Annotated in this window: 23 protein-coding genes and 1 pseudogene; 14 read left to right on the top strand and 10 right to left on the bottom strand. The window is 65.6% G+C overall.

Annotated features, from left to right (window positions below):
* Positions 1 to 7 precede the first annotated feature (7 nt).
* The gene (gene pcaD / locus CO675_RS31900; RefSeq protein ID WP_097675733.1) at positions 8 to 790 is read left to right on the top strand and encodes a 3-oxoadipate enol-lactonase; all 783 of its coding nucleotides are present in this window, start codon (positions 8 to 10) and stop codon (positions 788 to 790) included.
* 112 nt (positions 791 to 902) lie between these two features.
* Complete coding sequence (locus CO675_RS31895; protein WP_097675732.1) at positions 903 to 1,295, top strand: carboxymuconolactone decarboxylase family protein; 393 nt, start codon at positions 903 to 905, stop codon at positions 1,293 to 1,295.
* An 83-nt stretch (positions 1,296 to 1,378) separates the two neighbouring features.
* On the opposite strand, the gene CO675_RS31890 is transcribed toward CO675_RS31895, so the two are convergent.
* Positions 1,379 to 2,089: an imm11 family protein gene (locus CO675_RS31890; RefSeq protein ID WP_143279179.1), complete on the bottom strand. Its 711-nt coding sequence runs from the start codon at positions 2,087 to 2,089 to the stop codon at positions 1,379 to 1,381.
* Between the two features lie 78 nt (positions 2,090 to 2,167).
* Between CO675_RS31890 and CO675_RS31885 the strand changes: the two are divergent.
* Positions 2,168 to 2,302 (top strand): annotated as a pseudogene (locus CO675_RS31885) (carboxymuconolactone decarboxylase family protein); the annotation flags it as partial.
* Here the strand turns inward: CO675_RS31885 and CO675_RS31880 are convergent.
* Entirely contained in the window at positions 2,282 to 2,824 is a 543-nt protein-coding gene (locus CO675_RS31880) for a hypothetical protein (RefSeq protein WP_097675730.1), read from the bottom strand. The pseudogene CO675_RS31885 and the gene CO675_RS31880 sit on opposite strands and share 21 nt — an antisense overlap.
* 183 nt (positions 2,825 to 3,007) lie before the next feature.
* Here CO675_RS31880 and CO675_RS31875 point away from each other — a divergent pair, with 183 nt between their 5' ends.
* The 7 genes from CO675_RS31875 to CO675_RS31845 all read left to right on the top strand — a co-directional run bounded on the left by CO675_RS31875 (position 3,008) and on the right by CO675_RS31845 (position 10,372).
* On the top strand, positions 3,008 to 3,766 hold the full coding sequence (locus CO675_RS31875) for a hypothetical protein (protein ID WP_097675729.1): 759 nt from the start codon (positions 3,008 to 3,010) through the stop codon (positions 3,764 to 3,766).
* A gap of 378 nt (positions 3,767 to 4,144) precedes the next feature.
* On the top strand, positions 4,145 to 5,062 hold the full coding sequence (locus CO675_RS31870; RefSeq protein ID WP_018272404.1) for an ABC transporter permease subunit: 918 nt from the start codon (positions 4,145 to 4,147) through the stop codon (positions 5,060 to 5,062).
* Between the two features lie 10 nt (positions 5,063 to 5,072).
* Complete coding sequence (gene livM, locus CO675_RS31865) at positions 5,073 to 6,398, top strand: high-affinity branched-chain amino acid ABC transporter permease LivM (protein ID WP_097675728.1); 1,326 nt, start codon at positions 5,073 to 5,075, stop codon at positions 6,396 to 6,398.
* Positions 6,395 to 7,228 (top strand): ABC transporter ATP-binding protein, encoded by an 834-nt coding sequence (locus tag CO675_RS31860; RefSeq protein ID WP_097675727.1) that lies wholly within the window; start codon positions 6,395 to 6,397, stop codon positions 7,226 to 7,228. The genes livM and CO675_RS31860 overlap by 4 nt, the downstream gene beginning before the upstream one ends.
* Positions 7,225 to 7,974 (top strand): ABC transporter ATP-binding protein, encoded by a 750-nt coding sequence (locus tag CO675_RS31855; protein WP_097675726.1) that lies wholly within the window; start codon positions 7,225 to 7,227, stop codon positions 7,972 to 7,974. The genes CO675_RS31860 and CO675_RS31855 overlap by 4 nt, the downstream gene beginning before the upstream one ends.
* A gap of 165 nt (positions 7,975 to 8,139) precedes the next feature.
* A complete protein-coding gene (locus tag CO675_RS31850; protein WP_097675725.1) occupies positions 8,140 to 9,258 on the top strand; it encodes a branched-chain amino acid ABC transporter substrate-binding protein in 1,119 nt (372 codons plus the stop codon).
* 118 nt (positions 9,259 to 9,376) lie between these two features.
* Positions 9,377 to 10,372 (top strand): P1 family peptidase, encoded by a 996-nt coding sequence (locus CO675_RS31845; protein ID WP_097675724.1) that lies wholly within the window; start codon positions 9,377 to 9,379, stop codon positions 10,370 to 10,372.
* On the opposite strand, the gene CO675_RS31840 is transcribed toward CO675_RS31845, so the two are convergent.
* Entirely contained in the window at positions 10,369 to 11,196 is an 828-nt protein-coding gene (locus CO675_RS31840; protein ID WP_097675723.1) for an EF-hand domain-containing protein, read from the bottom strand. The genes CO675_RS31845 and CO675_RS31840 overlap by 4 nt on opposite strands.
* A gap of 251 nt (positions 11,197 to 11,447) precedes the next feature.
* On the opposite strand from CO675_RS31840, the gene rpe reads away from it, so the two are divergent.
* Complete coding sequence (gene rpe / locus CO675_RS31835; RefSeq protein ID WP_097675722.1) at positions 11,448 to 12,149, top strand: ribulose-phosphate 3-epimerase; 702 nt, start codon at positions 11,448 to 11,450, stop codon at positions 12,147 to 12,149.
* On the opposite strand, the gene CO675_RS31830 is transcribed toward rpe, so the two are convergent.
* The 7 genes from CO675_RS31830 to CO675_RS31805 all read right to left on the bottom strand — a co-directional run bounded on the left by CO675_RS31830 (position 12,150) and on the right by CO675_RS31805 (position 17,899).
* Entirely contained in the window at positions 12,150 to 13,628 is a 1,479-nt protein-coding gene (locus CO675_RS31830; RefSeq protein ID WP_097675771.1) for a serine/threonine protein kinase, read from the bottom strand.
* A gap of 5 nt (positions 13,629 to 13,633) precedes the next feature.
* Positions 13,634 to 14,374: a metallophosphoesterase family protein gene (locus tag CO675_RS31825; protein ID WP_097675721.1), complete on the bottom strand. Its 741-nt coding sequence runs from the start codon at positions 14,372 to 14,374 to the stop codon at positions 13,634 to 13,636.
* 106 nt (positions 14,375 to 14,480) lie between these two features.
* Entirely contained in the window at positions 14,481 to 15,074 is a 594-nt protein-coding gene (locus tag CO675_RS31820; protein ID WP_097675720.1) for a TetR/AcrR family transcriptional regulator, read from the bottom strand.
* On the bottom strand, positions 15,071 to 15,205 hold the full coding sequence (locus CO675_RS41835; RefSeq protein WP_283808131.1) for a hypothetical protein: 135 nt from the start codon (positions 15,203 to 15,205) through the stop codon (positions 15,071 to 15,073). The genes CO675_RS31820 and CO675_RS41835 overlap by 4 nt, the downstream gene beginning before the upstream one ends.
* Before the next feature lie 642 nt (positions 15,206 to 15,847).
* Positions 15,848 to 16,456: a hypothetical protein gene (locus CO675_RS31815; RefSeq protein ID WP_097675719.1), complete on the bottom strand. Its 609-nt coding sequence runs from the start codon at positions 16,454 to 16,456 to the stop codon at positions 15,848 to 15,850.
* The gene (locus tag CO675_RS31810) at positions 16,449 to 17,138 is read right to left on the bottom strand and encodes a DUF2135 domain-containing protein (RefSeq protein WP_097675718.1); all 690 of its coding nucleotides are present in this window, start codon (positions 17,136 to 17,138) and stop codon (positions 16,449 to 16,451) included. Before CO675_RS31810 ends, CO675_RS31815 begins: the two co-directional genes overlap by 8 nt.
* Positions 17,135 to 17,899, bottom strand: coding sequence for a MotA/TolQ/ExbB proton channel family protein (locus CO675_RS31805; RefSeq protein WP_097675717.1), 765 nt, complete (start codon positions 17,897 to 17,899; stop codon positions 17,135 to 17,137). Before CO675_RS31805 ends, CO675_RS31810 begins: the two co-directional genes overlap by 4 nt.
* 221 nt (positions 17,900 to 18,120) lie before the next feature.
* Here CO675_RS31805 and CO675_RS31800 point away from each other — a divergent pair, with 221 nt between their 5' ends.
* From CO675_RS31800 to purB, 3 genes are all read left to right on the top strand, one after another.
* Positions 18,121 to 19,491 carry a sensor histidine kinase gene (locus CO675_RS31800; protein WP_097675716.1) on the top strand — a complete coding sequence of 457 codons (1,371 nt, stop codon included), beginning with the start codon at positions 18,121 to 18,123 and terminating at the stop codon, positions 19,489 to 19,491.
* Position 19,492: 1 nt separating this feature from the next.
* Positions 19,493 to 20,161: a response regulator gene (locus CO675_RS31795; RefSeq protein WP_097675715.1), complete on the top strand. Its 669-nt coding sequence runs from the start codon at positions 19,493 to 19,495 to the stop codon at positions 20,159 to 20,161.
* 337 nt (positions 20,162 to 20,498) lie between these two features.
* The gene (gene purB, locus CO675_RS31790; RefSeq protein ID WP_097675770.1) at positions 20,499 to 21,806 is read left to right on the top strand and encodes an adenylosuccinate lyase; all 1,308 of its coding nucleotides are present in this window, start codon (positions 20,499 to 20,501) and stop codon (positions 21,804 to 21,806) included.
* The last annotated feature ends 80 nt before the right edge of the window (positions 21,807 to 21,886 follow it).

The following is a 21,886-nucleotide window of genomic DNA, read 5'->3' as shown; positions in this document are numbered from 1 at the left end:
CAAGACGATGCCGATGATCAACGCCGACGGATGCCTGCTCAACGTCCAGGTGGATGGCCGCGATGGCGGACCAACCTTGATGCTGTCGAACTCGCTCGGCTGCACCCTGCAGATGTGGGAGCCGCAGATGCGGGCGCTGACGCAGATGTTCCGCGTCATCCGCTACGACCGGCGCGGCCACGGCAAGTCCGGCGTGCCGGCTGGCCCCTACTCGATGGAACGGTTCGGCCGCGACGTGCTCGCGATCCTGGACGACCTCAACATCGAGAAGGTGCACTGGTGCGGCCTGTCGATGGGCGGCATGGTCGGGCAGTGGCTTGGCGCCAACGCGCCTGACAGATTCGGCAAGATCATCCTCGCCAACACCGCCTGCTATTATCCCGATCCGACCAACTGGCTGAACCGCATCAAGGCGGTGAAGCAAGGCGGCATCGCAGCCGTCGCCGATGCCGTGATCGCGGGCTGGCTGACCGCCGATTTCCGCGAGCGCGAGCCGGAGACCGCGGCGCGCATGAAAGCGATGCTGCTGGCCTCACCTGTCGAAGGCTATCTCGCCTGCTGCGAAGCGCTGTCGACGCTCGACCAGCGCGCGCTGCTGCCCAGGATCAAGAGCCCGACGTTGGTGATCGCGGGAAAGCAGGACATGGCAACGCCGGTGTCGGCGGGTGAGATGATCCGCAGCGGCATTCCCGGCGCCAGCATGACACTGCTCGATGCCGCGCACATTTCCAATGTCGAGCAGCCGCACGCCTTCACCGAAGCCGTGGTCGGCTTCCTGACGCAACGTTAATCCACAACCCACGCGCGTCATTGCGAGGAGCACAGCGACGAAGCAATCCATGCCTCCGCAAGCGGTGAAATGGATTGCTTCGCTTCGCTCGCAATGACGGGAGGAGACATCAATGGATGATAATCAGCGCCGTGACGACGGCATGACGCAGCGCCGCAAGGTGCTGGGCAATGAATGGGTCGACAAGTCGATCAAGAACCGCAACGCGTTCAACACCGACTTCCAGGACCTGATCACGCGCTATGCATGGGGCGACATCTGGACCCGGCCGCATTTCGACCACCGCACGCGCCGCGTGCTGGTGATCGGCACCATGGTCGCGCTCGGCCAGTGGGACGAATTCCGCCTGCATGTGCGCGCCGCGCTCAGCGAAGGCGACTTCACGCCCGAAGACATCAAGGAGATCCTGCTGCAGCAGGCGATCTATTGCGGCGTGCCCGCGGCCAATCACGCCGTCAAGGAAGCCGGCGCGATCATTGCCGAACTAGGGCTGCTGAAGGGATAGCTCGCCGGCCGGCGCGATTGCGTCGGTTGGGTTCAGAACCCAGTCACCGGCTGCGGCATTCCGACACCACATGGCATCCCGATCTATTTTTGGCGCGTGCACGTATCTGCGAAGCTTATTCCGGTGAACTCGGCCGTCTTGCAGGCAAGCCTCATCTCCTCATCGCAAACAACCTTTGCTTCGAAGTACTTCATCCGGAAGATATGATGCGGGCCAACTGCACTCTCTTTGAAAAGCAGATTGGCAGACATTGGAATATGATAAACCTTGCTTCCGTTGTCGGAGACACCAATCGTTGCTGCTGACTCTTCCTCGTCTAGCGCATCGACGACGCGCACGACGTCACAAAGCCAGCGGCCCGGAGCGTCCGCACCGCTCCGCAGTTGCACTCTGCATTCAAGGAACGCAAAGGCTTCAGCATCGATCAGTTCAAGCGCCGCCTTCATCCGACCTGAAATGAACCAGTAGCCGGAGTATTCGGCAAAGTCCTTGTCGATGGCACCGAGCCGCGCATCAGCAAGGAACAGCGGCGCTTCGGGGTACTCTCGAAAGCCGCGCTGCCCCAGCGGTGGAAGCAGCGCCTTTGGATGCCCCTGAAATAACGCTGCCTTGTTCAACAGCTCATATCCGCCCCCTCTCGTCCCAGGTTTTTCGGTCACGAGGTAGAACTTGCGCCTTTTCGCTAAGCGCTCACCGGGGCGTCCTGCGCGAGATGAGGGCAGCTTGGCCACAGAAGCGGCCGCGGCCATAACCGCACGATTTCTGGTTCTTTCGCTGGAGTGGAGCTTGGGCATGACTCGCTTTCCGATTAAGGCTCCCAGCTCGAACTCGGGCCCACGAATTTCCACAATGGCACACGCCAATGACGCCACCAAGGCGACTTCACGCCCGAGGACATCAAGGAAATCCTGCTGCAGCAGGCGATCTATTGCGGCCTGCCCGCGGCCAATCACGCCGCCAAGGAAGCCGGCGCGATCATCGCGGAACTAGGGCTGCTGAAGGGATAGCTCGCCGGCCGGTGCGCCCGTCTCGGCAGCGGGGGCCTTGGCAGCGGACGGCTCGGCGGATCGCTTCGGCGAGGTCTCGAACAGCATCACGATCGCGGTGCCGAGCAGCATCAGAAGCTCGGCGGCATGCATACGTAATGCTTCAATCTCGCCGACCTTGGACGCCATCATCATGCTGGCGAAGCTCAGCACGCTGCCGAGGCACAGCGCCACCGCCAGCGCCTCGTCGCCGCCGCGGCTGGTCTTGCGCAGCGGCGCGAACGCGGTCATCGCGAGGAAGACCGCGAAGAACGCCACCACCGTGATCCGCGCCAGCGCCAGGAGCCATGCCAGCCGCACGGTCGCCATCTTGCCGAGGTGCAGATAGTCGTTGGCGTAGAACGCGATCGATACGCTCGGCCGCTCATAGAGGCCGTGGATCGGCGACACCATGATGCTGAAGGCGATGATGGTCCAGACCGGAATGAAATAGGCCGCCAGCAGCGCGCCGTTGAAGGAGCTGATCCGCCAGTTACTCGACATTGCCGCTTCCCGTGTTTCCCCGCGCCCTTTTTGGATTGGCGACGGTTCAGCCTGCGAGGTAACGCCGATCGATTGCCGACGGCAATTTAAACCCTTTGTTAAGGTTAAGCGCGGTGCGATGGTTCCGGATCGATGCGATCGGGCCAGGCCGGCACCTGCGCCGGCCGAGATAACGGGGGTAAAATGACCGAAAGAACCCGCATTTTCGTCGCGACGCCCTGTTTCGGCGGCGACCTCAAGATGGCCTATGTGCTGTCTGCGCTGAAGCTTCAGGCCGCGGCCACTGCCCGGGGCATCGACATCCAGTTCCACCTGATCGGAAACGAATCGTTGATCGTGCGCGCCCGGAACGAGCTGGCCCACCAGTTCCTCGTATCCGGCGCCAGCCATCTCCTGTTCATCGATGCCGATATCGGGTTCGAACCCGAGTCTGTCTTCCGGCTGCTGGATTGCGACGCCGAGGTTTCGGCCGCGGCCTACCCGCTCAAGCACATCGATTGGGCAAAGGTGCAGCGGGCTGCGGAAGCCAAGCGCAAGAATCTCGCGTCTTCCTCGCTGGACTATGTCGTCACATGGGAGGGCGACCAGCTCACGGCGCGCGGCGACGGCTTCGCCAAGGTCCGATATGCCGGCACCGGCTTCCTGATGATGAAACGATCCGCCCTCGTCAGGCTGTGCGACGCCCATCCCGAACTCAAATATCGTGCGAACCACAAGAGCAACGACTTGAACACCGGCGACCTGGTTCGCGCCGACCTCGACCGCATCTCGCTGTTCGAATGCATGATCGACAAGACGACCGGCGAGTATCTGTCCGAGGATTACGCCTTCTGCCGGCGCTGGCTCGATCTCGGCGGCGAAATCTGGCTCGACCTTCGCAGCGAGCTCACGCATTTCGGTTCATACGCCTTCCGCGGCCGCTTCGCCGATCAGTTGGCCTGAACTGCATGCAGAAACAAATGAGCTGACAAAAGGGCTTCGCCGTTCGGCCAGACCATCTTGTTGCATCTGCTCAATTGCTCGGCGCCAGCGCTGCGGATCGGGTTTTCGGCCCTGCCGGCCGGGATCCTGCTGCTCCCCGCGCTTCCGGCCGCCACCGTGGCTCGGCCGACACGGGTTCCGGCGCGATCATTGCAAGGCGACGAGGTGTCGACCCTGTGACATCGGAACCGCACCCGCCGAAGTAGTTATGTACAAGCCCTTATCTGCTGCTGCCACGCTGTTGCCGCCGCCGGGGTTCCGCTGTTAGAAAATACCACGACGCGACGGATCAGGCTGCCGGGGGCCCTCGGCGCGTCACCCCTCGAGTTACGGCAGCGCATGGATTATTTTGCCCAGCAACTGATCAACGGCCTCGTGCTCGGTTCGATCTATGGCCTGATCGCCATCGGCTACACGATGGTCTACGGCATCGTCGGCATGATCAACTTCGCCCATGGCGACATCTTCATGATCGGCGGCTTCATCGCGCTGATCTCGTTTTTGGTGCTGGTGTCGCTCGGCCTCACCGCGATCCCCCTGATCCTTCTGATCGTGCTGCTGGTCTCGATGGCGATCACCGCGCTCTATGGCTGGACCATCGAACGCATCGCCTACCGGCCCTTGCGGCATTCGTTCCGCCTGGCGCCGATGCTGTCCGCGATCGGCATGTCGTTCGTGCTGACCAACTTCTCGCAGGTGTCGCAGGGCGCGCGGGTCAAGCCGGTGCCGCCGATCATCACCGGCGGCTACACGCTGCATGAGGGCTCGCAAGGCTTCGCCGTGCAGCTCTCCAACATCCAGATCATGGTCGTGCTCGCCACCATCGTGGTGCTGGCGCTGTTCACCTGGCTAGTGTCGCGCACCCGGCTCGGGCGCGACATGCGCGCTTGCGAGCAGGACCAGACCATGGCCGCACTGCTCGGCGTCGACGTCGACCGCACCATCTCGATGACCTTCGTGATCGGTGCCGCGCTCGCCGCCGTCGCCGGCATGATGTATCTGCTGTATTACGGCCTGGTCGATTTCTTCATGGGTTTCGTCGCCGGCATCAAGGCGTTCACCGCCGCCGTGCTCGGCGGCATCGGCTCGCTGCCGGGCGCGATGCTCGGCGGGCTAGCGATCGGCCTGATCGAGACGTTCTGGTCGGCCTATTTCTCCGTGGAATACAAGGACGTCGCCGCGTTCTCGATCCTGATCGTGGTGCTGATCTTCATGCCGACCGGCCTGCTTGGCCGTCCCGAAGTCGAAAAAGTCTGACAGGCACTTCGTGAGCGCGACCTCAGCCCGCCCATCGCCCGCCGCGCAGCCCTCGGGCAGCGCCTTCATTCTCAAGAAAGCCCTGATCAGCGCGTTGGTCGCGCTGGTGCTGTTCTCGCTGATGATCGGCATTCGCACCGAGGCCGGACCGCAAGGCGGCCTGATCTACTGGACCCGGTTCGGCGACCTCGCCGCCCTCGTCGGCACGGTGTTCGGCGGCAGCATCATCGTCGAGCTACTGCGGCAATGGTGGGGACCGGTCGACAAGGACAGCATTGTGCCGAAGCCGGTGCAATCAGCGATCTCGTTCGCCGGACGCTGGCTGGCGCCCGCCCTCCTGATGTTCGCGCTCCTCGTGCCGGTCATCTTCTACAACCAGCGCTACATTCTCGACCTGTCGATCCTGGTCCTGACCTATGTGATGCTGGGGTGGGGCTTGAACGTCGTGGTCGGCCTCGCCGGCCTGCTCGACCTCGGTTATGTCGCGTTCTATGCCGTCGGCGCCTATTCCTACGCGCTGCTCGCGACCAATTTCGGATTGTCGTTCTGGGTCTGCCTGCCGCTCGCCGGCATCCTGGCGGCGTTCTGGGGCGTGCTGCTCGGCTTCCCGGTGCTGCGTTTGCGCGGCGACTATCTGGCGATCGTGACGCTCGCCTTCGGCGAGATCATCCGCCTCGTCATCATCAACTGGCAGAGCCTGACCGGCGGCCCCAACGGCGTCTCGGGGATTCCCCGCCCGACCATGTTCGGCATTCCGCTGACGCCGGGCGACGACGGGCTCGCCGCCAGGCTCGGCATCGAGTTCTCGCCGACCCACCGCCTCGTCTTCCTGTTCTATCTGATCCTGGCGATGGCGCTGCTCACCAACTGGGTGACGATCCGGCTCCGGCGACTGCCGATCGGCCGCGCTTGGGAGGCGCTGCGCGAGGACGAGGTCGCCTGCCGCGCGCTCGGCATCAACACCACGACCACCAAGCTGACGGCGTTCGCGACCGGGGCGATGTTCGGCGGCTTCGCCGGCGCATTCTTCGCCACGCGGCAGGGCTTCATCAGCCCGGAGTCCTTCACTTTCCAGGAATCGGCGCTGGTGCTGGCGATCGTCGTGCTCGGCGGCATGGGCTCACAGCTCGGCGTCGCGCTTGCCGCGCTCGCCATGATCGGCGGCTTCGAGCTGTTCCGTGGTTTCGATCAGTACCGCATGCTGGTGTTCGGCATCGCGATGGTGCTGTTGATGATCTGGCGGCCGCGCGGGCTGATCGGCCATCGCGCGCCGACCGTGTTCCTGGAGCGCAACCAGGCGATCTCCTCCGACCTCGTCAAGGAGGGCCACGGATGAGCGGCGACCACATCCTCACCGTCGACCGCCTGATGATGCGCTTCGGCGGCATCGTCGCGGTCAACGAGCTGTCGTTTGCGGCCGAGCGGCGCAAGATCACCGCGCTGATCGGACCGAACGGCGCCGGCAAGACCACCGTCTTCAACTGCATCACCGGCTTCTACCGGCCGAGCGGCGGCGCGATCCGCCTCGCCCATGATGACGGCCGCACCATCCAGCTCGAGCGGCTGAACGATTTCCGTATCTCCAAGCAGGCCAAGGTGGCGCGCACCTTCCAGAACATCCGGCTGTTTCCCGGCATGACCGCGCTGGAAAACCTGATGGTCGCCCAGCACAACGCGCTGATGCGCGCCTCGGGCCTCACCGTGCTCGGCCTGCTCGGGCTGCCGTCCTGGCGCGAGGCCGAGCAGCGCGCCATCGAGCTGGCGCGGACCTGGCTCAAACGTGTCGGCCTGCTCGACCGCGCCGACGATGCCGCCGGCAATCTGCCTTATGGCGACCAGCGGCGGCTCGAGATCGCGCGCGCGATGTGCACCGAGCCTGCACTGCTCTGTCTCGACGAGCCGGCGGCCGGACTGAACGCGCGCGAGAGCGGCGGACTCAACGAGCTCTTGCTCTCGATCCGCAACGAACAGGGCACCTCGATCCTCTTGATCGAGCATGACATGTCCGTGGTCATGGAGATTTCCGATCACGTCGTGGTCATGGACTACGGCGTCAAGATCGCCGAAGGCGCGCCGCAGGCCGTCCGCGACGACCCCAAGGTGATCGCCGCCTATCTCGGCGCCGACGAGGAAGAGGCGATCGCCGTGATGGAGAGCGGCACGTGAGCGCGGCAGCGGCAACCACACCCTTGCTCGCGGTGCGCGGCGTGCGTGCGGCGTATGGCAAGATCGAGGCGCTGAAGGGCGTCGACATCGAGATCAATCGAGGCGAGATCGTCGCCCTGATCGGCGCCAACGGCGCCGGCAAGTCGACGCTGATGATGACGATCTTCGGCCGGCCGCGCGCCCGCGCCGGCACCATCGAATTCGACGGCGACGACATCACCGGCGTGCCGACCCACGAGATCGCGCGGCTGCGGATCGCACAATCGCCCGAGGGCCGGCGGATCTTCCCACGCATGAGCGTCGCCGAAAACCTGCAGATGGGCGCCGATGCCACCGAATGCAGCGAGGCCGAACGCGAAGCCGGGCTGGAGCGCGTGTTTGCGCTGTTTCCGCGGCTGAAGGAGCGCATCGCACAACGCGGCGGCACGCTGTCGGGCGGCGAGCAGCAGATGCTGGCGATCGGCCGTGCCCTGATGAGCCGGCCGCGCCTGCTGATGCTGGACGAGCCCTCGCTCGGCCTCGCGCCGCTGATCGCAAGGCAGATCTTCGATGCCATCCGCACGCTGAACCGGCAGGACGGCCTCACCGTGCTGATCGTCGAGCAGAACGCCAACCATGCGCTGAAGCTCGCCCATCGCGGCTATGTCATGGTCAACGGCCTGATCACGCTGGCCGGAACAGGGGCCGAATTGCTGCAGCGCCCGGAAATCCGCGCCGCCTATCTGGAAGGCGGCCGCCGCGGCTAGCGCACCGTTTTGCGCCGCCCTTGCAGCACGATGCGGCTGCTGCAGCGTCGATTTGCCTGAAAATTGCCGGTGACTTCGCCGCGAAATCAGCCGAGAATGCCCGCGGTTTTGGGGCCCGGCGTGCCGGGCCCTTCCGCAAGAGGCAACGACCACGAGGGACGTCTCATGAAATCACTGAAGCTGATCGGCCTGGCACTGGGCGCGTCGTTCGCATTATCGGCGAGCGCGTTCGCGCAAGACATCACCATCGCAGTCGCGGGCCCGATGACGGGCTCCGAATCCGCTTTTGGCCGGCAGATGAAGAACGGTGCCGAGCAGGCAGTCGCCGATATCAACGCCGCGGGCGGCGTGCTCGGCAAGAAGCTCGCGCTGGAAGCCGACGACGATGCCTGCGATCCGAAGCAGGCGCGCTCGATCGCGGAAAAGATCGGCTCCTCGAAGATCCCGTTCGTGGCCGGCCATTTCTGCTCGTCGTCCTCGATCCCGGCCTCCGAGGCCTATGCCGACGCCAACGTGCTGCAGATCACCCCGGCCTCGACCAACCCGCTGTTCACCGAGCGCAAGCTCTGGAACGTGGCGCGCGTCTGCGGCCGCGATGACCAGCAGGGCCTGGTCGCCGCCGACTACATCATGAAGAACTTCAAGGGCAAGAACGTTGCGATCCTGAACGACAAGACCACCTACGGCAAAGGCCTCGCCGACGAGACCAAGAAGGCGCTGAACAAGGCCGGCTTCCAGGAGAAGATGTTCGAGTCCTACAACAAGGGCGACAAGGACTTCAACTCGATCGTCTCGCGCCTGAAGCGCGACAATATCGATCTGGTCTATGTCGGCGGCTACCATCAGGAAGCCGGCCTGATCCTGCGCCAGATGCGCGACCAGGGCCTGCAGACCGTGCTGATGGCGGGCGACGCCATGAACGACAAGGAGTTCGCCTCGATCACCGGCCCCGCCGCCGAAGGCACGCTGTTCACCTTCGGCCCCGACCCGCGCAACAAACCGACCGCGAAGGCGATCGTCGAGAAGTTCAAGGCCAAGAACATCGATCCCGAAGGCTACACGCTCTACACCTACGCCGCGATGCAGGTGTGGACGCAGGCCGTCGCCAAGGCCGGCACCACCGACGCCAAGAAGGTGATGGACACCATCAAGGCCGGCGACTGGGATACCGTGCTCGGCAAGATGGGCTTCGACGCCAAGGGCGACATCAAGGCGATCGACTACGTCGTCTACAAGTGGGACGCCAAGGGCAACTACACCGAGATCAATCCGAAGGGCTCCTGAGCCTCTTGCATCTGACCTGATCAGAGATACGAAACGCCCCGCTCCGCCGGGGCGTTTTGCTTATCCGCCGCGGCTGCTATACCGGATCGATCGGACAGCAGGCGGACGGACTCAAATCGTGAAAAACCTTCTCACCGATATTGCCGGCGTCAGCGTCGGCCACGCCGACGACGCCGTGATCGCCTCCGGCGTCACCGCCATCCTGTTCGAGCGGCCGGCGGTGGCCTCGATCGACGTCCGCGGCGGCGGTCCCGGCACCCGCGAGGACGCGCTGCTGTCCCCGCACAATGTCGTCGAGGCGATCGACGCCATCACGCTGTCGGGCGGCTCCGCGCTCGGGCTCGATGCGGCCGGCGGCGTGCAGGCCTGGCTCGCCGAGCGCGGCCGCGGCTTTCGCATCCGCGATGCGGTGATCCCGATCGTGCCAGGCGCGATCTGCTTCGACCTGCTCAACGGCGGCAACAAGGCGTGGGGACGTTTTCCGCCCTATCGCGATCTCGGCTATGCGGCCGCGAATGCCGCCTCCGACACTTTCGAGCTCGGCAGCGTCGGCGCCGGCCTGGGCGCGACCACGGTCAATCTGAAGGGCGGCCTCGGCTCGGCGTCGGCCGTGACCGACGACGGCATCAAGGTCGCAGCGCTCGCGGTGGTCAACGCGGTCGGCAGTGTCACGGTCGGCGGCGGCCCCTGGTTCTGGGCGGCGCCGTTCGAGGTCGACGGCGAGTTCGGCGGACGCGGCCTGCCGCCCGCGTTCACGCCAGGCATGCTGAAGCTGCGGCTGAAGGGCGGCGCGGACGCCACCGCCGCCGAGAACACCACGCTCGTCGTTGTCGTGACCGACGCGCAGCTGACCAAGCCGCAGGCACGGCGCCTTGCGATGATCGCGCAGACCGGCATGGCGCGCGCGATCTACCCGGTGCACGCCCCGCTCGATGGCGATGTGTTGTTTGCCGCAGCGACCGGCGCCAAGCCGGTCGATCCGCTGTTCGGCCTGACCAAGCTCGGCGGGGTCGCCGCCAACACGGTGGCGCGCGCGATCGCGCGCGGCGTCCATTCGGCCACTGCGCTGCCTTATCCCGGCGCGCTGCCGAGCTGGCGGGACAAATTCGGTTAAGCGCTGACCGACAGCGACGACGATGCCTGGGCCGAGATCGCCTGCGACTGGCGCTGGATCAGCTGCTCGATGAAATTGTAGGACGAAGTCGCGTTGCTGCCGGCGGAGGAAGAATTCGCGTTGCTGGTGGTCGACGACGTGGCCGGCGACGTCATCGACACCTTGGAGCCGTCGGCATAGGTCGTGGTTGTCGTGGTCGAGCCGTCGCTGTTGGTCACCGACGTCGAGGTCGCGCCGTCAAGCGCCTGCATCAGGGGATCGGAGCTCGATCCGCCCGAGCCGCTGCTGGCACCGGATCCTTCGGTCGAGCCGCCGGCCGCGTGGTGATGATGATGGCCGCCACCCTTGTGGCCCTGCAGGGCCTTCGACATCTCGTCGAGGCTGACGCTGCCGTCGCCATTGGTATCGAGCTTGGAGAACACGTCGTCGGCCTGCGCGAGGTTGGTGCCGCCGGCGCCGAGCGCCTTCTCGAACTCCGCTTTGGTGATCTGGCCGTTGCCGTCGGCATCGATCTGCGAGAACAGGTCCTTCAGCGCATCCGAGCGGCTGGTCGGGGCCGCACTGGTCGAAGCCGTGGTCTGCGACTGGCCCTGCGCGTCGAGCAGCGCGCTCATGGTCAGCGGCGAAATCTGCGTGGAGCTGCTGCTGCCCGAGCTGGGAGCCGAGCTGCTGCTGGTCGACGCCGAGCTACTGGTCGCGGCCGAGAACAGCCCGGTCGACTGATTTCCCTGGGTGGAGCTGCCGGTCTGCGTCGTCGACTTCGACGACATCAGCGAGCTCAAGAGATCGATGGCGGATGACGCAGCGCCAATGGCAAATAACATGGCAATACTCCAACAAGGCCGCGCCTGGCGGCTCAAACGCTTGGCAAAGGCGCAGCAAGCGGCGTGCCATGGCAAAAACCCAATAAAACCAGGCCTTGGCGCACCAATGCCGGTTCCGCTCACTCGGCAAGAGCTGCCGCCGGCGGCAGAATTTTCCGGCTCCAAGGTGCCGTCCGCTCGCATTGCCCGCCACGCGTCAGCGTGTTAGGCGGGATCACCCGTCGCCCCCTGAAGTCTTTCGGAACTGCGCTATGACTCAGTCATTCACTCCGCGTCCCCTCGTTATCGCGCCGTCGATCCTGGCGTCGGATTTCTCAAAGCTCGGCGAGGAGGTCCGCGCCGTCGACCAGGCCGGCGCCGACTGGATCCATCTCGACGTGATGGACGGCCATTTTGTGCCGAACATCTCCTACGGCCCCGACGTCATCAAAGCGATGCGGCCGCATACCAAGAAGATCTTCGACGCCCATCTGATGATCTCGCCCTGCGACCCCTATCTCGAGGCGTTCGCCAAGGCGGGCTGCGACCACATCACGGTGCATGCCGAGGCCGGCCCGCATTTGCATCGCTCGCTGCAGGCGATCCGCGCGCTCGGCAAGAAGGCCGGCGTCTCGCTCAATCCGGCAACGCCGGCGAGCGCGATCGAATATGTGCTCGACCTGATCGACCTCGTGCTCGTCATGTCGGTCAATCCCGGCTTCGGCGGCCAGGCCTTCATCCGCTCGGCGATCGGCAAGATCTCCGACGTCAGGGCGATGGTCGCAGGCCGCCCGATCGACATCGAGGTCGATGGCGGCGTCGCGCCTGACGTCGCGGGCCAACTCGCCGCCGCCGGCGCCAACGCCTTTGTCGCGGGCTCCGCCGTGTTCAAGGGCGGCACCGTCGAGGCCTACAAGACCAACATCGCCGCGATCCGCCATGCGGCGGCCGACGCGCGCGGCGAGGCGATCTGATCAGAACAGCGTGGGCGGCGTGACCGCGGCACTGGCCGCCGGGTCCGCCGCGCCGTCGCCGTCGTCAGCGTCCGTCGCCGGCGTCAGCCGCGACGGCCGCACCACGGTCACCGTGCAGGGCGCTTCGCCGGCGACCTTGGCGGACACGCTGCCGAGCAGCGCGCGCCGCACCGAATTCTGCCGCGCGCCGATGATGATGTGATCGACCAGATTGACCGCGGCGAATTCCAGGATGGCGGCGGCGGGATCGATCGCCTCCAGCACATGCACGGTCAGCCGCCCCTCCTCGAGCCTGAACGGCCGTGCCCAATGCTGGAGCGCCACCAGGCGGTCGACATGCTTGTTCTGGCCCTGCTCGTCATGGGTGCGGTCGATCGCCAGGCGATTGAGCCTCAGCACGTTGACGCAGGCGAGCCGCGCCGACGGCGACGTCGACAGCACCTGCTCGGCAGTGACGCGGATGGTCTGGTTCAGCGCCTCGGTCCCCTCGCCGAGATCGAGCGCAACGGCGACGATTGGGCTCGATGCGAGTTGCGCCGCGACGTTGGACTTCGGCTGTGGCGGCACCGCGCCGAGATTGAAGCGGCGGCGCCAGACCATGCCGAGCGGATCGCGGTTCAGCCGCTGCGCCCGCGCCGTCAGCTTCACCTGTTCGGGATGAGCGAGATCGAAGGCAAGTTGCGCCGCGGTCGGATAGCGCGCGGCTGGATCGATCTCGAGACAGCGCAGCACGATCTCCTGCAACCACGGCGGATAGTCGGATCGCAGCCTGCGCGGTGGATACGGATCACGCCACAGCCGCCGGCGCATGCCGCGCAGGGTCTCGGTCTCGCCGAACGGGCGGACGCCAGTGGTGAAGAAATACAGCAGCACACCGAGCGAAAACAGATCGCTGCGCGGATCGTCGCGCACGCCGAGCAGGCGCTCCGGCGCCATGTAGGGCGCGGTGCCGTAAGGCAGCCGGAACTCCTCCTGCAACAGATCAGGCAGATGCTGGTGATGCGAAAGGCCGAAATCGATCAGCGCCGCCTCGCCGCGTTCGCGGAACATGATGCTGCTCGGCTTGATGTCGTGATGGATGACGTTCTGCCGGTGCAGGCTGGCGAGCGCGGTGGCGATCTTGCCGCCGATCACCCTCACCTCGTCATACGGCAATGGCAGCTCGCCGAGCCGCTTGTAGAGCGTCTGGCCGGGGATGCGCTCCATCACCACATAGGCCTGGCGCTCGAAATCGCCGCTGCCGAAGCAGGCCGGCACGTGCGGCCCCGACAGCCGCGGCAGGATCATCTGCTCCATCTCGAAGCTGACGATGGCGGCCGGATCCTCGCCCTCCGAGGTGAGCGGCACCTTCATCAGCAGCGGCACGGTGATGCCGGGATGGGTGACGCTCCACAGCGTCGCCATACCGCCACGGTGCACGCGCTCGCCGATGGTGAAGCCATCGATCTCGGCGCCCGGCTGCATCGTCAGCGCCGCCATCGGCATTACCTGCCGACGGCGAGGCGATCGGCGAGCCAGAGCGGCAGGCCGCTCGCCTTGATCCGCGCCGCGGCGGTCGCGACGTCGTAGGGCACGCGGTGATAGGTGATCTCGCGGCTGATCGTGTCGAACATCGCAAACGATGCGGCGGGATCGCCGTCGCGCGGCTGGCCGACCGAGCCGAGCACGGCGAGCCAGCGCCGGCCGGTCAGCAATTGAACCCCAACACCCGCGGTCGGAACGAAGCTCGTCATCTTCGCGGTCGAGGACATCGAGTAGAGGCCGGGACGATGGATGTGGCCGCAGAAGGTGATCTGCAACTCGGTTGCCATCATGCTGCGCGCGGCATCGGAGGTGTCGCGGACGTAGCGCCACTTCACGGGGTCGGACGCCTCGGAATGCACGTAGAGCCGGTTGTCCTCTTCCCGCGACATCGGAAGCTCGGCGAGGAAGGCCTTCTGCTCGCCGCTAAGCCGGCCGCGGGTCCAGTCGATCGCGGCCTGCGCGTCGGCATTCATGCCGTCGCTCGGCACACCGATCGCATTGTCATGGTTGCCGCGCACCGCGATCGCGCCCTTCGCGACCAGGTCCATCACCGTGTCGACGGCCCATTCGGGATCGGCGCCGTAGCCGACGATGTCGCCGAGGCAGATCAGCCGCTCGGCCCCGCGCGCACGCGCAGCATCGAGGCAGGCCGCGAAGGCCTGCCGGTTGGCATGAATATCGGCAAACAGTGCAAGCCGCATGGTGGTCCGCGTGGCTGATCCTGTCCGATATCAAGCACACGCGGCCCCAGGCTCGCAATCGGGCCGAAGGCATCAGCTGGTCAGAGGATGTCGGAAGAAAGGTCGGCTAGTGCTTGCATACCCGCACGCCCCGCAGCAGCAGGGCGATCAGGGCGTCGATCCGCGACGGGCATTCCGGCTTGGCCCATTCCTCGGCGTGCGCCGGGTGATGGTAGCGGACGGTGGCGTCGAACACCGCGCGGGCGGTGGCCTTGACGTTATCGATCTCGAACACGCCCTGCGCGACACCATCGGACAGGATTTTCGCGATCAGATCGACCTGCTTGTCCTTGTAGGCTTCCACCACCTCTCGCGCACCCTGCGCCAGCGCAAGGTAGGTCGCGAACATCTCGGGATCGTCGCAGACTTTCTTCTGCTTGATCGTGAAGGCGGTGCGCAGCCATTGCTCCAGCCGTTCCGGCGCCGGGCCATCTCCGGCTGCGAGCTTGCACAGCGGCTCGTTGGCGCGGTCGAGCCAGCGTTTGGCAACGGCGTCGCGCAGCGACGCTTTGCTGGGGAAATGCCGGTAAACGCTGCCGTGGCTGACATCCAGCGCACGGGCAACGTCGACAACGGTGGCCTTGGTCAACCCGAAGCGCCTCAAGACATCCTCAGTTGCCTCGAGGATCCGCTCGGGAGTCAAAACCACCGCCTCGTTCATGCGTTTACCGTCTGGTTATCGCTGTCCTGGCCACGCGTGAACTTGGCGGCCTGGGCGGCCAAGTGGCGGGCGACGCGATGGTTGAGCCACTGTTGAATCTGGGCGGTTAATTGAAAGATTTCTATCGTCATGGAGGTAGTCCTTCGAGGTAGTCAAATTAAGTACGGCTCCCCCGGCCAAACGCCGGAACAGCCACTGGGCGCCCTCCTCCCTTGGGGCTGGTAAGTATATACACCATCTCGCTGACAGATTTCAATATCTGTCAGACAAACTTTGCAAGATGACAGCTATGCGGCCTGGATGGGCCCAAACGCGGCCCGCCGGCCCGGCCGCCCGGTGGCGCGCAACAACGTTCCGTGAGCAGCCGGGCGATCCACCAGTCCGTGCCTATGTCTCCGACGGTTACCCGAGGAGAGGCTGCCAATGGACCGGCCGATGACCTTCAAGGAGGCCGCCAAGATTACCGCCGGCGCGGTGGTCTCGCTCGTCATCGTCGGCTGGCTGATGGTGCTCGCGATCGCATTCCTGACGGTGCTCTGAGCCCGCCACACGGCACCGGAACCACAAGTGTTGGAATTGGCTCCGGAATCGAAAGGGGCCGCTTCACGCAGCGGCCCCTTTGCCGGGAAAATGGCTTCGGGATGAAATCTAGCCCCGGTTATCTGCAGACTACACGGTTCAGGGAATTGAGGAATTCCGGTTGACTACTGTCCACCCGGCTGACCGATTATTGGCGATCCCTATTTTTATGCCATTCGCCGGGTGCGCGTCCGCTACCGCTGCTCGTCCTTGGGCGGCATCCGGGGCGGCGGCAGCGGCGTGAAGACCGATCCTTGCGCGCCGGCCGGCGGGGCCACGAAGGTGCCCGTGGTGGAATCGCCGCCGGTCGTCTCCACGATCGTCTTCGGGGTGATGTACTCCCGGACGAAATCCATGATGGTCCCGTCGCCGCCGCCGAAATCCGCTGCCCGCCCGCCCTGCGGATGCCCGGCCTTGATCTCGTTGTCGGCGGTGTGGGTCTGCTCGGCCAGCGCGTCGCTGTAGGGAATCCGGAAGGCGCGCGGCACGGCGCTCGGCCGGTTGTCTTCATCGAGTTCCTCAACCCATAGATAGATCGAGCCCGGATCGCCCTCCAGCGAATGCGGCTCCACGATGCGCGTCGACAGCAGCTTGAAGTTCGCCGGCAGCTTCTCCGCGGAGGCCCAGCCGAGCAGGCCGCGCATCCCGCCGAAGCTGACAAAATAGAACGTGCTGGTGACGACGATCACGATCGCCTTCAGCGACCAGTGCAGCCGCGCATAGACCAGCACGATCAGCAACAGCGCACCGACCGCCGCGTAAGCCACCGCAAGCGTGAGGATCACCGACTGCAAGCTAATCATTGCGGAGCACCCTCACGCCGGATTTCGGGACGCCGGTGTTCGGATCGAGGTCGGCGCCGTTGCGCCAGCTGCTGCGGAAGGTCTCGAGCAGCGATTTCGGCCGCCGGTCGACGTTGATCACCTTGCCCTCGGCATCGAGACGAAACCTGACCGCAGTCTTCTCGTCGCCGGTATGATCGACGGTCAGCTTGTCGTCGAAGATCACCTGCGCGGTCGGGTTAAGTTTCTGCACCTTCACATTGGCCTGCACCGGCTCGCCGGTTGTGGCCTGGAAATGCGAGACGTTGACGGTGTATTCGCCGACGACGATGCCGCGCAAGGTGACGATCTCCTCGCGGATCGGGGACGCGATCTTCTTGCCGTTGACCACGATGAAGTCGTTGGCGCCGCCACGATCGTCGCGATCGAGCGTCAGGAAGCCGGCCTCGCGATGCCGGTACCAGGCGATATTGCCGGCCGGGTCCTGCACGAACAGGTCGAGATCATCAGGGTGGTTGTCCGGCCAGTCCATCGTGATGATGAACTCGGCCTTGGATTCGATCTTGCCTTCCTTGGAGTCGGGCGACACCGAAAGTAGCGCGAGGAAGAACAGGAAGGCGATCACCTGCAGTGCCTTGAACAGCATCACACCGAGCGGATCAAACGGCTCCTCGCGCGGATAGAGCCCGAACTCGTCCATCATGACGGCGTACCGAGGCGGCGCTCCAACGCCGGGGTGACATGCGTCTCGGTCAGCACCACGGCATCGGAGAACACCCGCTGGGTCGCCGAATCCAGCATGTAGTACTGGATCCGGACCAGGATCGATCCGATCAGCCCGGCCAGCGTCGTGTACATCGCGACCGCCATACCGTCGCTCATCAGGCCCATCGACGACTTCATCGCGACCTTGTCGGCGGCATCGAGCGAGGCGATCGGCGCCAGCATGATGATGAAGCCGATGATGGTGCCGAGCAGGCCGAGCTTCATCAACGTGTCGGAGACGAAGGCGCCGAACCCGTTCGAGCCGCGCAGGCGGTCGGCCAGCGTCCGCAGCAGCAGGGTCTGGTCGATGCGGCCTTTGGCTTGCGCATCGGCCTTCTGCACCAGGCTCTTGATGTGATCGGTGACGAGGCCGCCGGGCAGGCCGCGCCCATCCGATGCGAGCATCTTGGCGCCGTCGGGCGCAGCGAGGATGGCGCGGCAGCCGCGCGCGACCTCCCCTTCCCGCGCAATCGCCCGCGTCCGCCAGAAGCAATGGATGCAGGTGACGATGTAGAGTACGGCGATGACGCTGGAAATGTAGGTGCGGTCGGAATTGACCATCAGGCGGATCAGCCCGTAGCGCCACAGCAGGAAGGCGGCGAACACCGAAAGGCCGGTGAAGATCATCCAGAGCAGCAGGACGCTGCGCTCCGCCGCATCCGTGCCGGCCGAAGCGGCGGCGCCGACCTTGGCATTCATGCTGCGTGAGCTCCCTGTGACGATTGTTCCATGAGGCTCCGCGACGGCCTCGCCTGCAGTTAGAGCAGAGCCTGCGGGCGCCGTCCAAAGACATCTGCCCAAGTTTCGTCGGGCAAATTTCCCGACCTGCATCGCCGGGCATGAGCGCACTTGCCGGGAACGGGGTTGCTGTTACGCTTCGCCCCTCATTCCGGATCATGCCCCGGCCGTGGAGTGATCGCATGCGCCTCGTGCTTCAACTGGTCGCCCGCCTCCTCGTCATCGTCGCGCTGTGCCTCGGCGCGGCAACCTTCTGGGCCACGATCGATGCCTATCGCAGCGTCGATCGCGCCACGTCGGCGTCCGCCGAGCGGGTCTCGCAGGCGCTTGAAGCATTGTACTGGCGCGAATTGCTGCTGCGCAGCAACCGGATGCGCGAGCAATTGCTGCCGGCGCCGGACTGGCGCACCATCGAAACCATGGGACTGATCGCGCCGGGGATCTGCGTGCAGTTCGAACCGGCCGGCGCCTTCGAGAAGCCGCTCTGCGGCCAGAGCAAGGGGATCGGCAAGGCGCCGCCGCGCTGGTTCGCGGCGACCGTGCAGACGGTGCTCGGCGATCATGCGACAGTCGAGCGGCCGATCAGCGCCCGCACTGCTTCCGCCGGAACCGTCCGCGCCATCTCCGATCCGGACGCCGCGATCGCGCTGGCCTGGCAGCACATCCTGGACAACATCCATGTCGCGCTGCTGATGGCGCTCGCCATCGCGCTGCTCGCCTCGCTCGCGATCGCGCACACGCTGGCGCCGGCCCACTCGATCGTATCGGCGCTGCGGCGGATGGCCGACGGCGAGTACCGCACGCCGCTGCCCCGCGTCCGCTCGATGGATCTCGCGATGATCGGACGCGCCGTCGGCGATCTCGGCGACCGCCTCGCGCAGGCCGAGGAGGAGCGCACGCTGCTGACGCGGCGGCTGCTCGAAATCCGCAGCGACGAACGCCGCGCACTGGCCCGCGAGCTGCACGACGAGTTCGGCCAGAATCTCACCGCGATCCTGGCGTTCGCCACCACGATCGAGGCAAGCGCCGGGGACAAATACGCCGCCGGCACCGAAATTGCGCAGGACGCGCGGATGATCTCGCAGGCGACGCGCCGCATCGTGGCCTGCCTGCGCGATACGTTGAATCGCCTGCGCCATCCGCCGGCTGAAGAGCTCGGGCTGGAGGCAAGCCTGGTCGATCTCGTCGACAGCTGCCGATCGCGCACCACGCAGCCGATGATCCAGCTCGATCTGCAGGGCGACCTTGCCGACATCAGCGGCACGGTCGCCGCGACCGCCTATCGCATCGCGCAGGAGTGCCTGACCAATGCGCTGCGTCACAGCTCGGCGCGCGAGATCGTGCTGCGGATCGAGCGGCGCACCGGAGCCGAGAACGCGCTCCTGGTGCGGGTCGAGGACGATGGTGGCGGCGATGCCGCCAAGGTGGCGCAGTCGGCGGGCTTCGGCCTTACCGGCGTCAGCGAGCGCGTCGCCGCACTCGGCGGTTCGCTGTCGATCGCGCGGGCCAGCCGCGGCCTCTCGGTCGCCGCCACGATTCCGCTCGCCGCCTGAGATGACGACCACCAAGACAATAGCCGCAAAGAGTCGCGGCATCTCGATCCTCCTGGTGGACGATCATCCGGTCGTCCGCCAGGGCTACCGCCGCGTGCTCGAGCATCAGGACGATTTCAGCGTGGTCGCCGAGGCCGACAACGCCGCCAATGCCTACCGCGCATTCAAGTCGCACCAGCCCGACGTGGTGGTGATGGACATCTCGATGCCCGGCGCGAGTGGACTGGAAGCGATCCGCAATATCCGCGCGCGCGATGCCGATGCGCGCATCCTGGTCTTCAGCATGCACAGCGAGGCCGCGCAGGTGAAGGCGGCGTTCGGCGCCGGCGCCTCAGGCTTCGTCACCAAGGGCAGCGAGCCGGCCGAGCTGATCGCGGCGATCCGCCAGGTGGCGCGCGGCGAGCATGCCATGAGCGACGACGTCGCCCGGGTGCTCGCGCTGGAAAGCCTGGTGCCGTCGAAATCGGCCCTCGACCAGCTCGGCGAGCGGGAGATCGAGATCCTCCGGCAGTTCGCGGCCGGCAGCACCAAGGAACAGATCGCAGCCAATCTCAACCTCAGCACCAAGACCGTGCAGAACTACCACTATCTGATCAAGGCCAAGACCGGCATGCGGACCGATGCCCAGCTGGTCCGCCTGGCCGTCGAATGCGGGCTGGCGAATTTATAGGAGACTGCGCTCCCTCGCCCCGTTCTTACGGGGAGAGGGCTGGGGTGAGGGGCTGCCTCCGCATAACGACTACGGCTGGACTCGCGGTGGCTCCCCCTCACCCGGAACGCATCTGACGATGCGTTCCGACCTCTCCCCGCACGCGGGGCGAGGTGAGGAGAAGCTAATTTGCAGGCCTGTCCTGTAGCCGCGGGTGAGCACCGGGATCGGCCGCGAGGGCCCCGGATATCGCTAGCGCTGATCCGGGCTACGGCCACCGCGCCGGCTATTTTGGCCGGTTTTCCGCACTATATTCCCCCTTGTGAGCGGCCCCGCCCCGCTCGATTCGGAGTCCGCGATGATCCCCCGTTATTCCCGCCCGGAAATGGCTTCCATCTGGGAGCCGCAGACACGTTTCAAGATCTGGTTCGAGATCGAGGCGCATGCCGCCGACGCGCTGGCCGAGCTCGGCATCATCCCCAAGGAAGCCGCCAGGACGATCTGGGCCAAGGGCAAGGATGCCACCTTCGACGTCGCGCGGATCGACGAGATCGAGCGTGAGACCAAGCACGACGTCATCGCCTTCCTGACCCATCTCGCCGAGATCGTCGGTCCCGAGGCACGCTTCGTACACCAGGGCATGACCTCCTCCGACGTCCTCGACACCTGCCTCAACGTCCAGCTCAAGCGCGCCGCCGACCTCTTGATCGCCGATCTCGACCGGGTGCTGGCGGCGCTGAAGACGCGCGCCTTCGAGCACAAGATGACGCCGACCATCGGCCGCTCCCACGGCATCCATGCCGAGCCGGTCACCTTCGGCCTCAAGCTCGCCCATGCCCATGCCGAGTTCGCGCGGGCCCGCGCCCGCCTGGTCGCCGCCCGCAACGAGATCTCGACCTGCGCGATCTCCGGCTCGGTCGGCACCTTCGCCCAGATCGACCCGCGGGTCGAAGAGCACGTCGCGAAGGCGATGGGCCTGCGGCCGGAGCCGGTCTCGACGCAGGTGATCCCGCGCGACCGCCACGCGATGTATTTCGCCACCCTCGGCGTGATCGCCGCCTCGGTCGAACGGCTTGCGGTGGAAGTGCGGCATCTGCAGCGCACCGAGGTGCTGGAAGCGGAGGAGTTCTTCTCCGAGGGCCAGAAGGGCTCGTCGTCGATGCCGCACAAGCGCAACCCGGTGCTGTCGGAGAACCTTTCCGGCCTGTCGCGCATGGTGCGCGCCTACGTGACGCCGGCGCTGGAGAACGTCGTGCTGTGGCACGAGCGCGACATCTCGCACTCCTCGGCCGAGCGCATGATGGCGCCCGACGCTACCGTGACGCTCGACTTCGCGCTGGTCCGGCTCGCAGGCCTGATCGAGAAGCTGCTGGTCTATCCGCAGAACATGCAGAAGAACCTCGACCGGCTCGGCGGCCTGGTGCATTCGCAGCGCGTCTTGATTGCGTTGACCCAGAAGGGCGCCAGCCGCGAGGACGCCTACAAATTCGTGCAGCGCAACGCAATGCCGGTCTGGCGCGGCGAAGGAGACTTCCAGACGCTGCTGAAGCAGGACGCGGACGTGAAGAAATACCTGACCGACGCCGAGATCGAGGAAAAGTTCGACCTCGGCTATCACCTCAAGCATGTCGACACGATTTTCCAGCGGGTGTTCGGGGAGAGCTGAGGAACGGTAGGGCGGGTTAGCCGAAGGCGTAACCCGCCATTCCCGCGTGACAAGTCGGCGGGTTACGCTACGCTAACCCG

Source organism: Bradyrhizobium sp. C9, assembly GCF_002532045.1.
GTDB lineage: Bacteria > Pseudomonadota > Alphaproteobacteria > Rhizobiales > Xanthobacteraceae > Bradyrhizobium.
Note: the sequence above shows the minus strand (reverse complement) of the source record. Positions and strands in the feature narration are given on the sequence as shown.

Excerpts from the sequence above, each read along its gene's own strand:
- pcaD (WP_097675733.1), top strand. The coding sequence starts at position 8 with ATGCCGATGATCAACGCCGACGGATGCCTGCTCAACGTCCAGGTGGAT.
- CO675_RS31895 (WP_097675732.1), top strand. The coding sequence starts at position 903 with ATGGATGATAATCAGCGCCGTGACGACGGCATGACGCAGCGCCGCAAG.
- CO675_RS31890 (WP_143279179.1), bottom strand. The coding sequence starts at position 2,089 with ATGCCCAAGCTCCACTCCAGCGAAAGAACCAGAAATCGTGCGGTTATG.
- CO675_RS31880 (WP_097675730.1), bottom strand. The coding sequence starts at position 2,824 with ATGTCGAGTAACTGGCGGATCAGCTCCTTCAACGGCGCGCTGCTGGCG.
- CO675_RS31875 (WP_097675729.1), top strand. The coding sequence starts at position 3,008 with ATGACCGAAAGAACCCGCATTTTCGTCGCGACGCCCTGTTTCGGCGGC.
- CO675_RS31870 (WP_018272404.1), top strand. The coding sequence starts at position 4,145 with ATGGATTATTTTGCCCAGCAACTGATCAACGGCCTCGTGCTCGGTTCG.
- CO675_RS31860 (WP_097675727.1), top strand. The coding sequence starts at position 6,395 with ATGAGCGGCGACCACATCCTCACCGTCGACCGCCTGATGATGCGCTTC.
- CO675_RS31850 (WP_097675725.1), top strand. The coding sequence starts at position 8,140 with ATGAAATCACTGAAGCTGATCGGCCTGGCACTGGGCGCGTCGTTCGCA.
- CO675_RS31840 (WP_097675723.1), bottom strand. The coding sequence starts at position 11,196 with ATGTTATTTGCCATTGGCGCTGCGTCATCCGCCATCGATCTCTTGAGC.
- rpe (WP_097675722.1), top strand. The coding sequence starts at position 11,448 with ATGACTCAGTCATTCACTCCGCGTCCCCTCGTTATCGCGCCGTCGATC.
- CO675_RS31830 (WP_097675771.1), bottom strand. The coding sequence starts at position 13,628 with ATGGCGGCGCTGACGATGCAGCCGGGCGCCGAGATCGATGGCTTCACC.
- CO675_RS31825 (WP_097675721.1), bottom strand. The coding sequence starts at position 14,374 with ATGCGGCTTGCACTGTTTGCCGATATTCATGCCAACCGGCAGGCCTTC.
- CO675_RS31820 (WP_097675720.1), bottom strand. The coding sequence starts at position 15,074 with ATGAACGAGGCGGTGGTTTTGACTCCCGAGCGGATCCTCGAGGCAACT.
- CO675_RS41835 (WP_283808131.1), bottom strand. The coding sequence starts at position 15,205 with ATGACGATAGAAATCTTTCAATTAACCGCCCAGATTCAACAGTGGCTC.
- CO675_RS31815 (WP_097675719.1), bottom strand. The coding sequence starts at position 16,456 with ATGATTAGCTTGCAGTCGGTGATCCTCACGCTTGCGGTGGCTTACGCG.
- CO675_RS31810 (WP_097675718.1), bottom strand. The coding sequence starts at position 17,138 with ATGATGGACGAGTTCGGGCTCTATCCGCGCGAGGAGCCGTTTGATCCG.
- CO675_RS31805 (WP_097675717.1), bottom strand. The coding sequence starts at position 17,899 with ATGAATGCCAAGGTCGGCGCCGCCGCTTCGGCCGGCACGGATGCGGCG.
- CO675_RS31800 (WP_097675716.1), top strand. The coding sequence starts at position 18,121 with ATGCGCCTCGTGCTTCAACTGGTCGCCCGCCTCCTCGTCATCGTCGCG.
- CO675_RS31795 (WP_097675715.1), top strand. The coding sequence starts at position 19,493 with ATGACGACCACCAAGACAATAGCCGCAAAGAGTCGCGGCATCTCGATC.
- purB (WP_097675770.1), top strand. The coding sequence starts at position 20,499 with ATGATCCCCCGTTATTCCCGCCCGGAAATGGCTTCCATCTGGGAGCCG.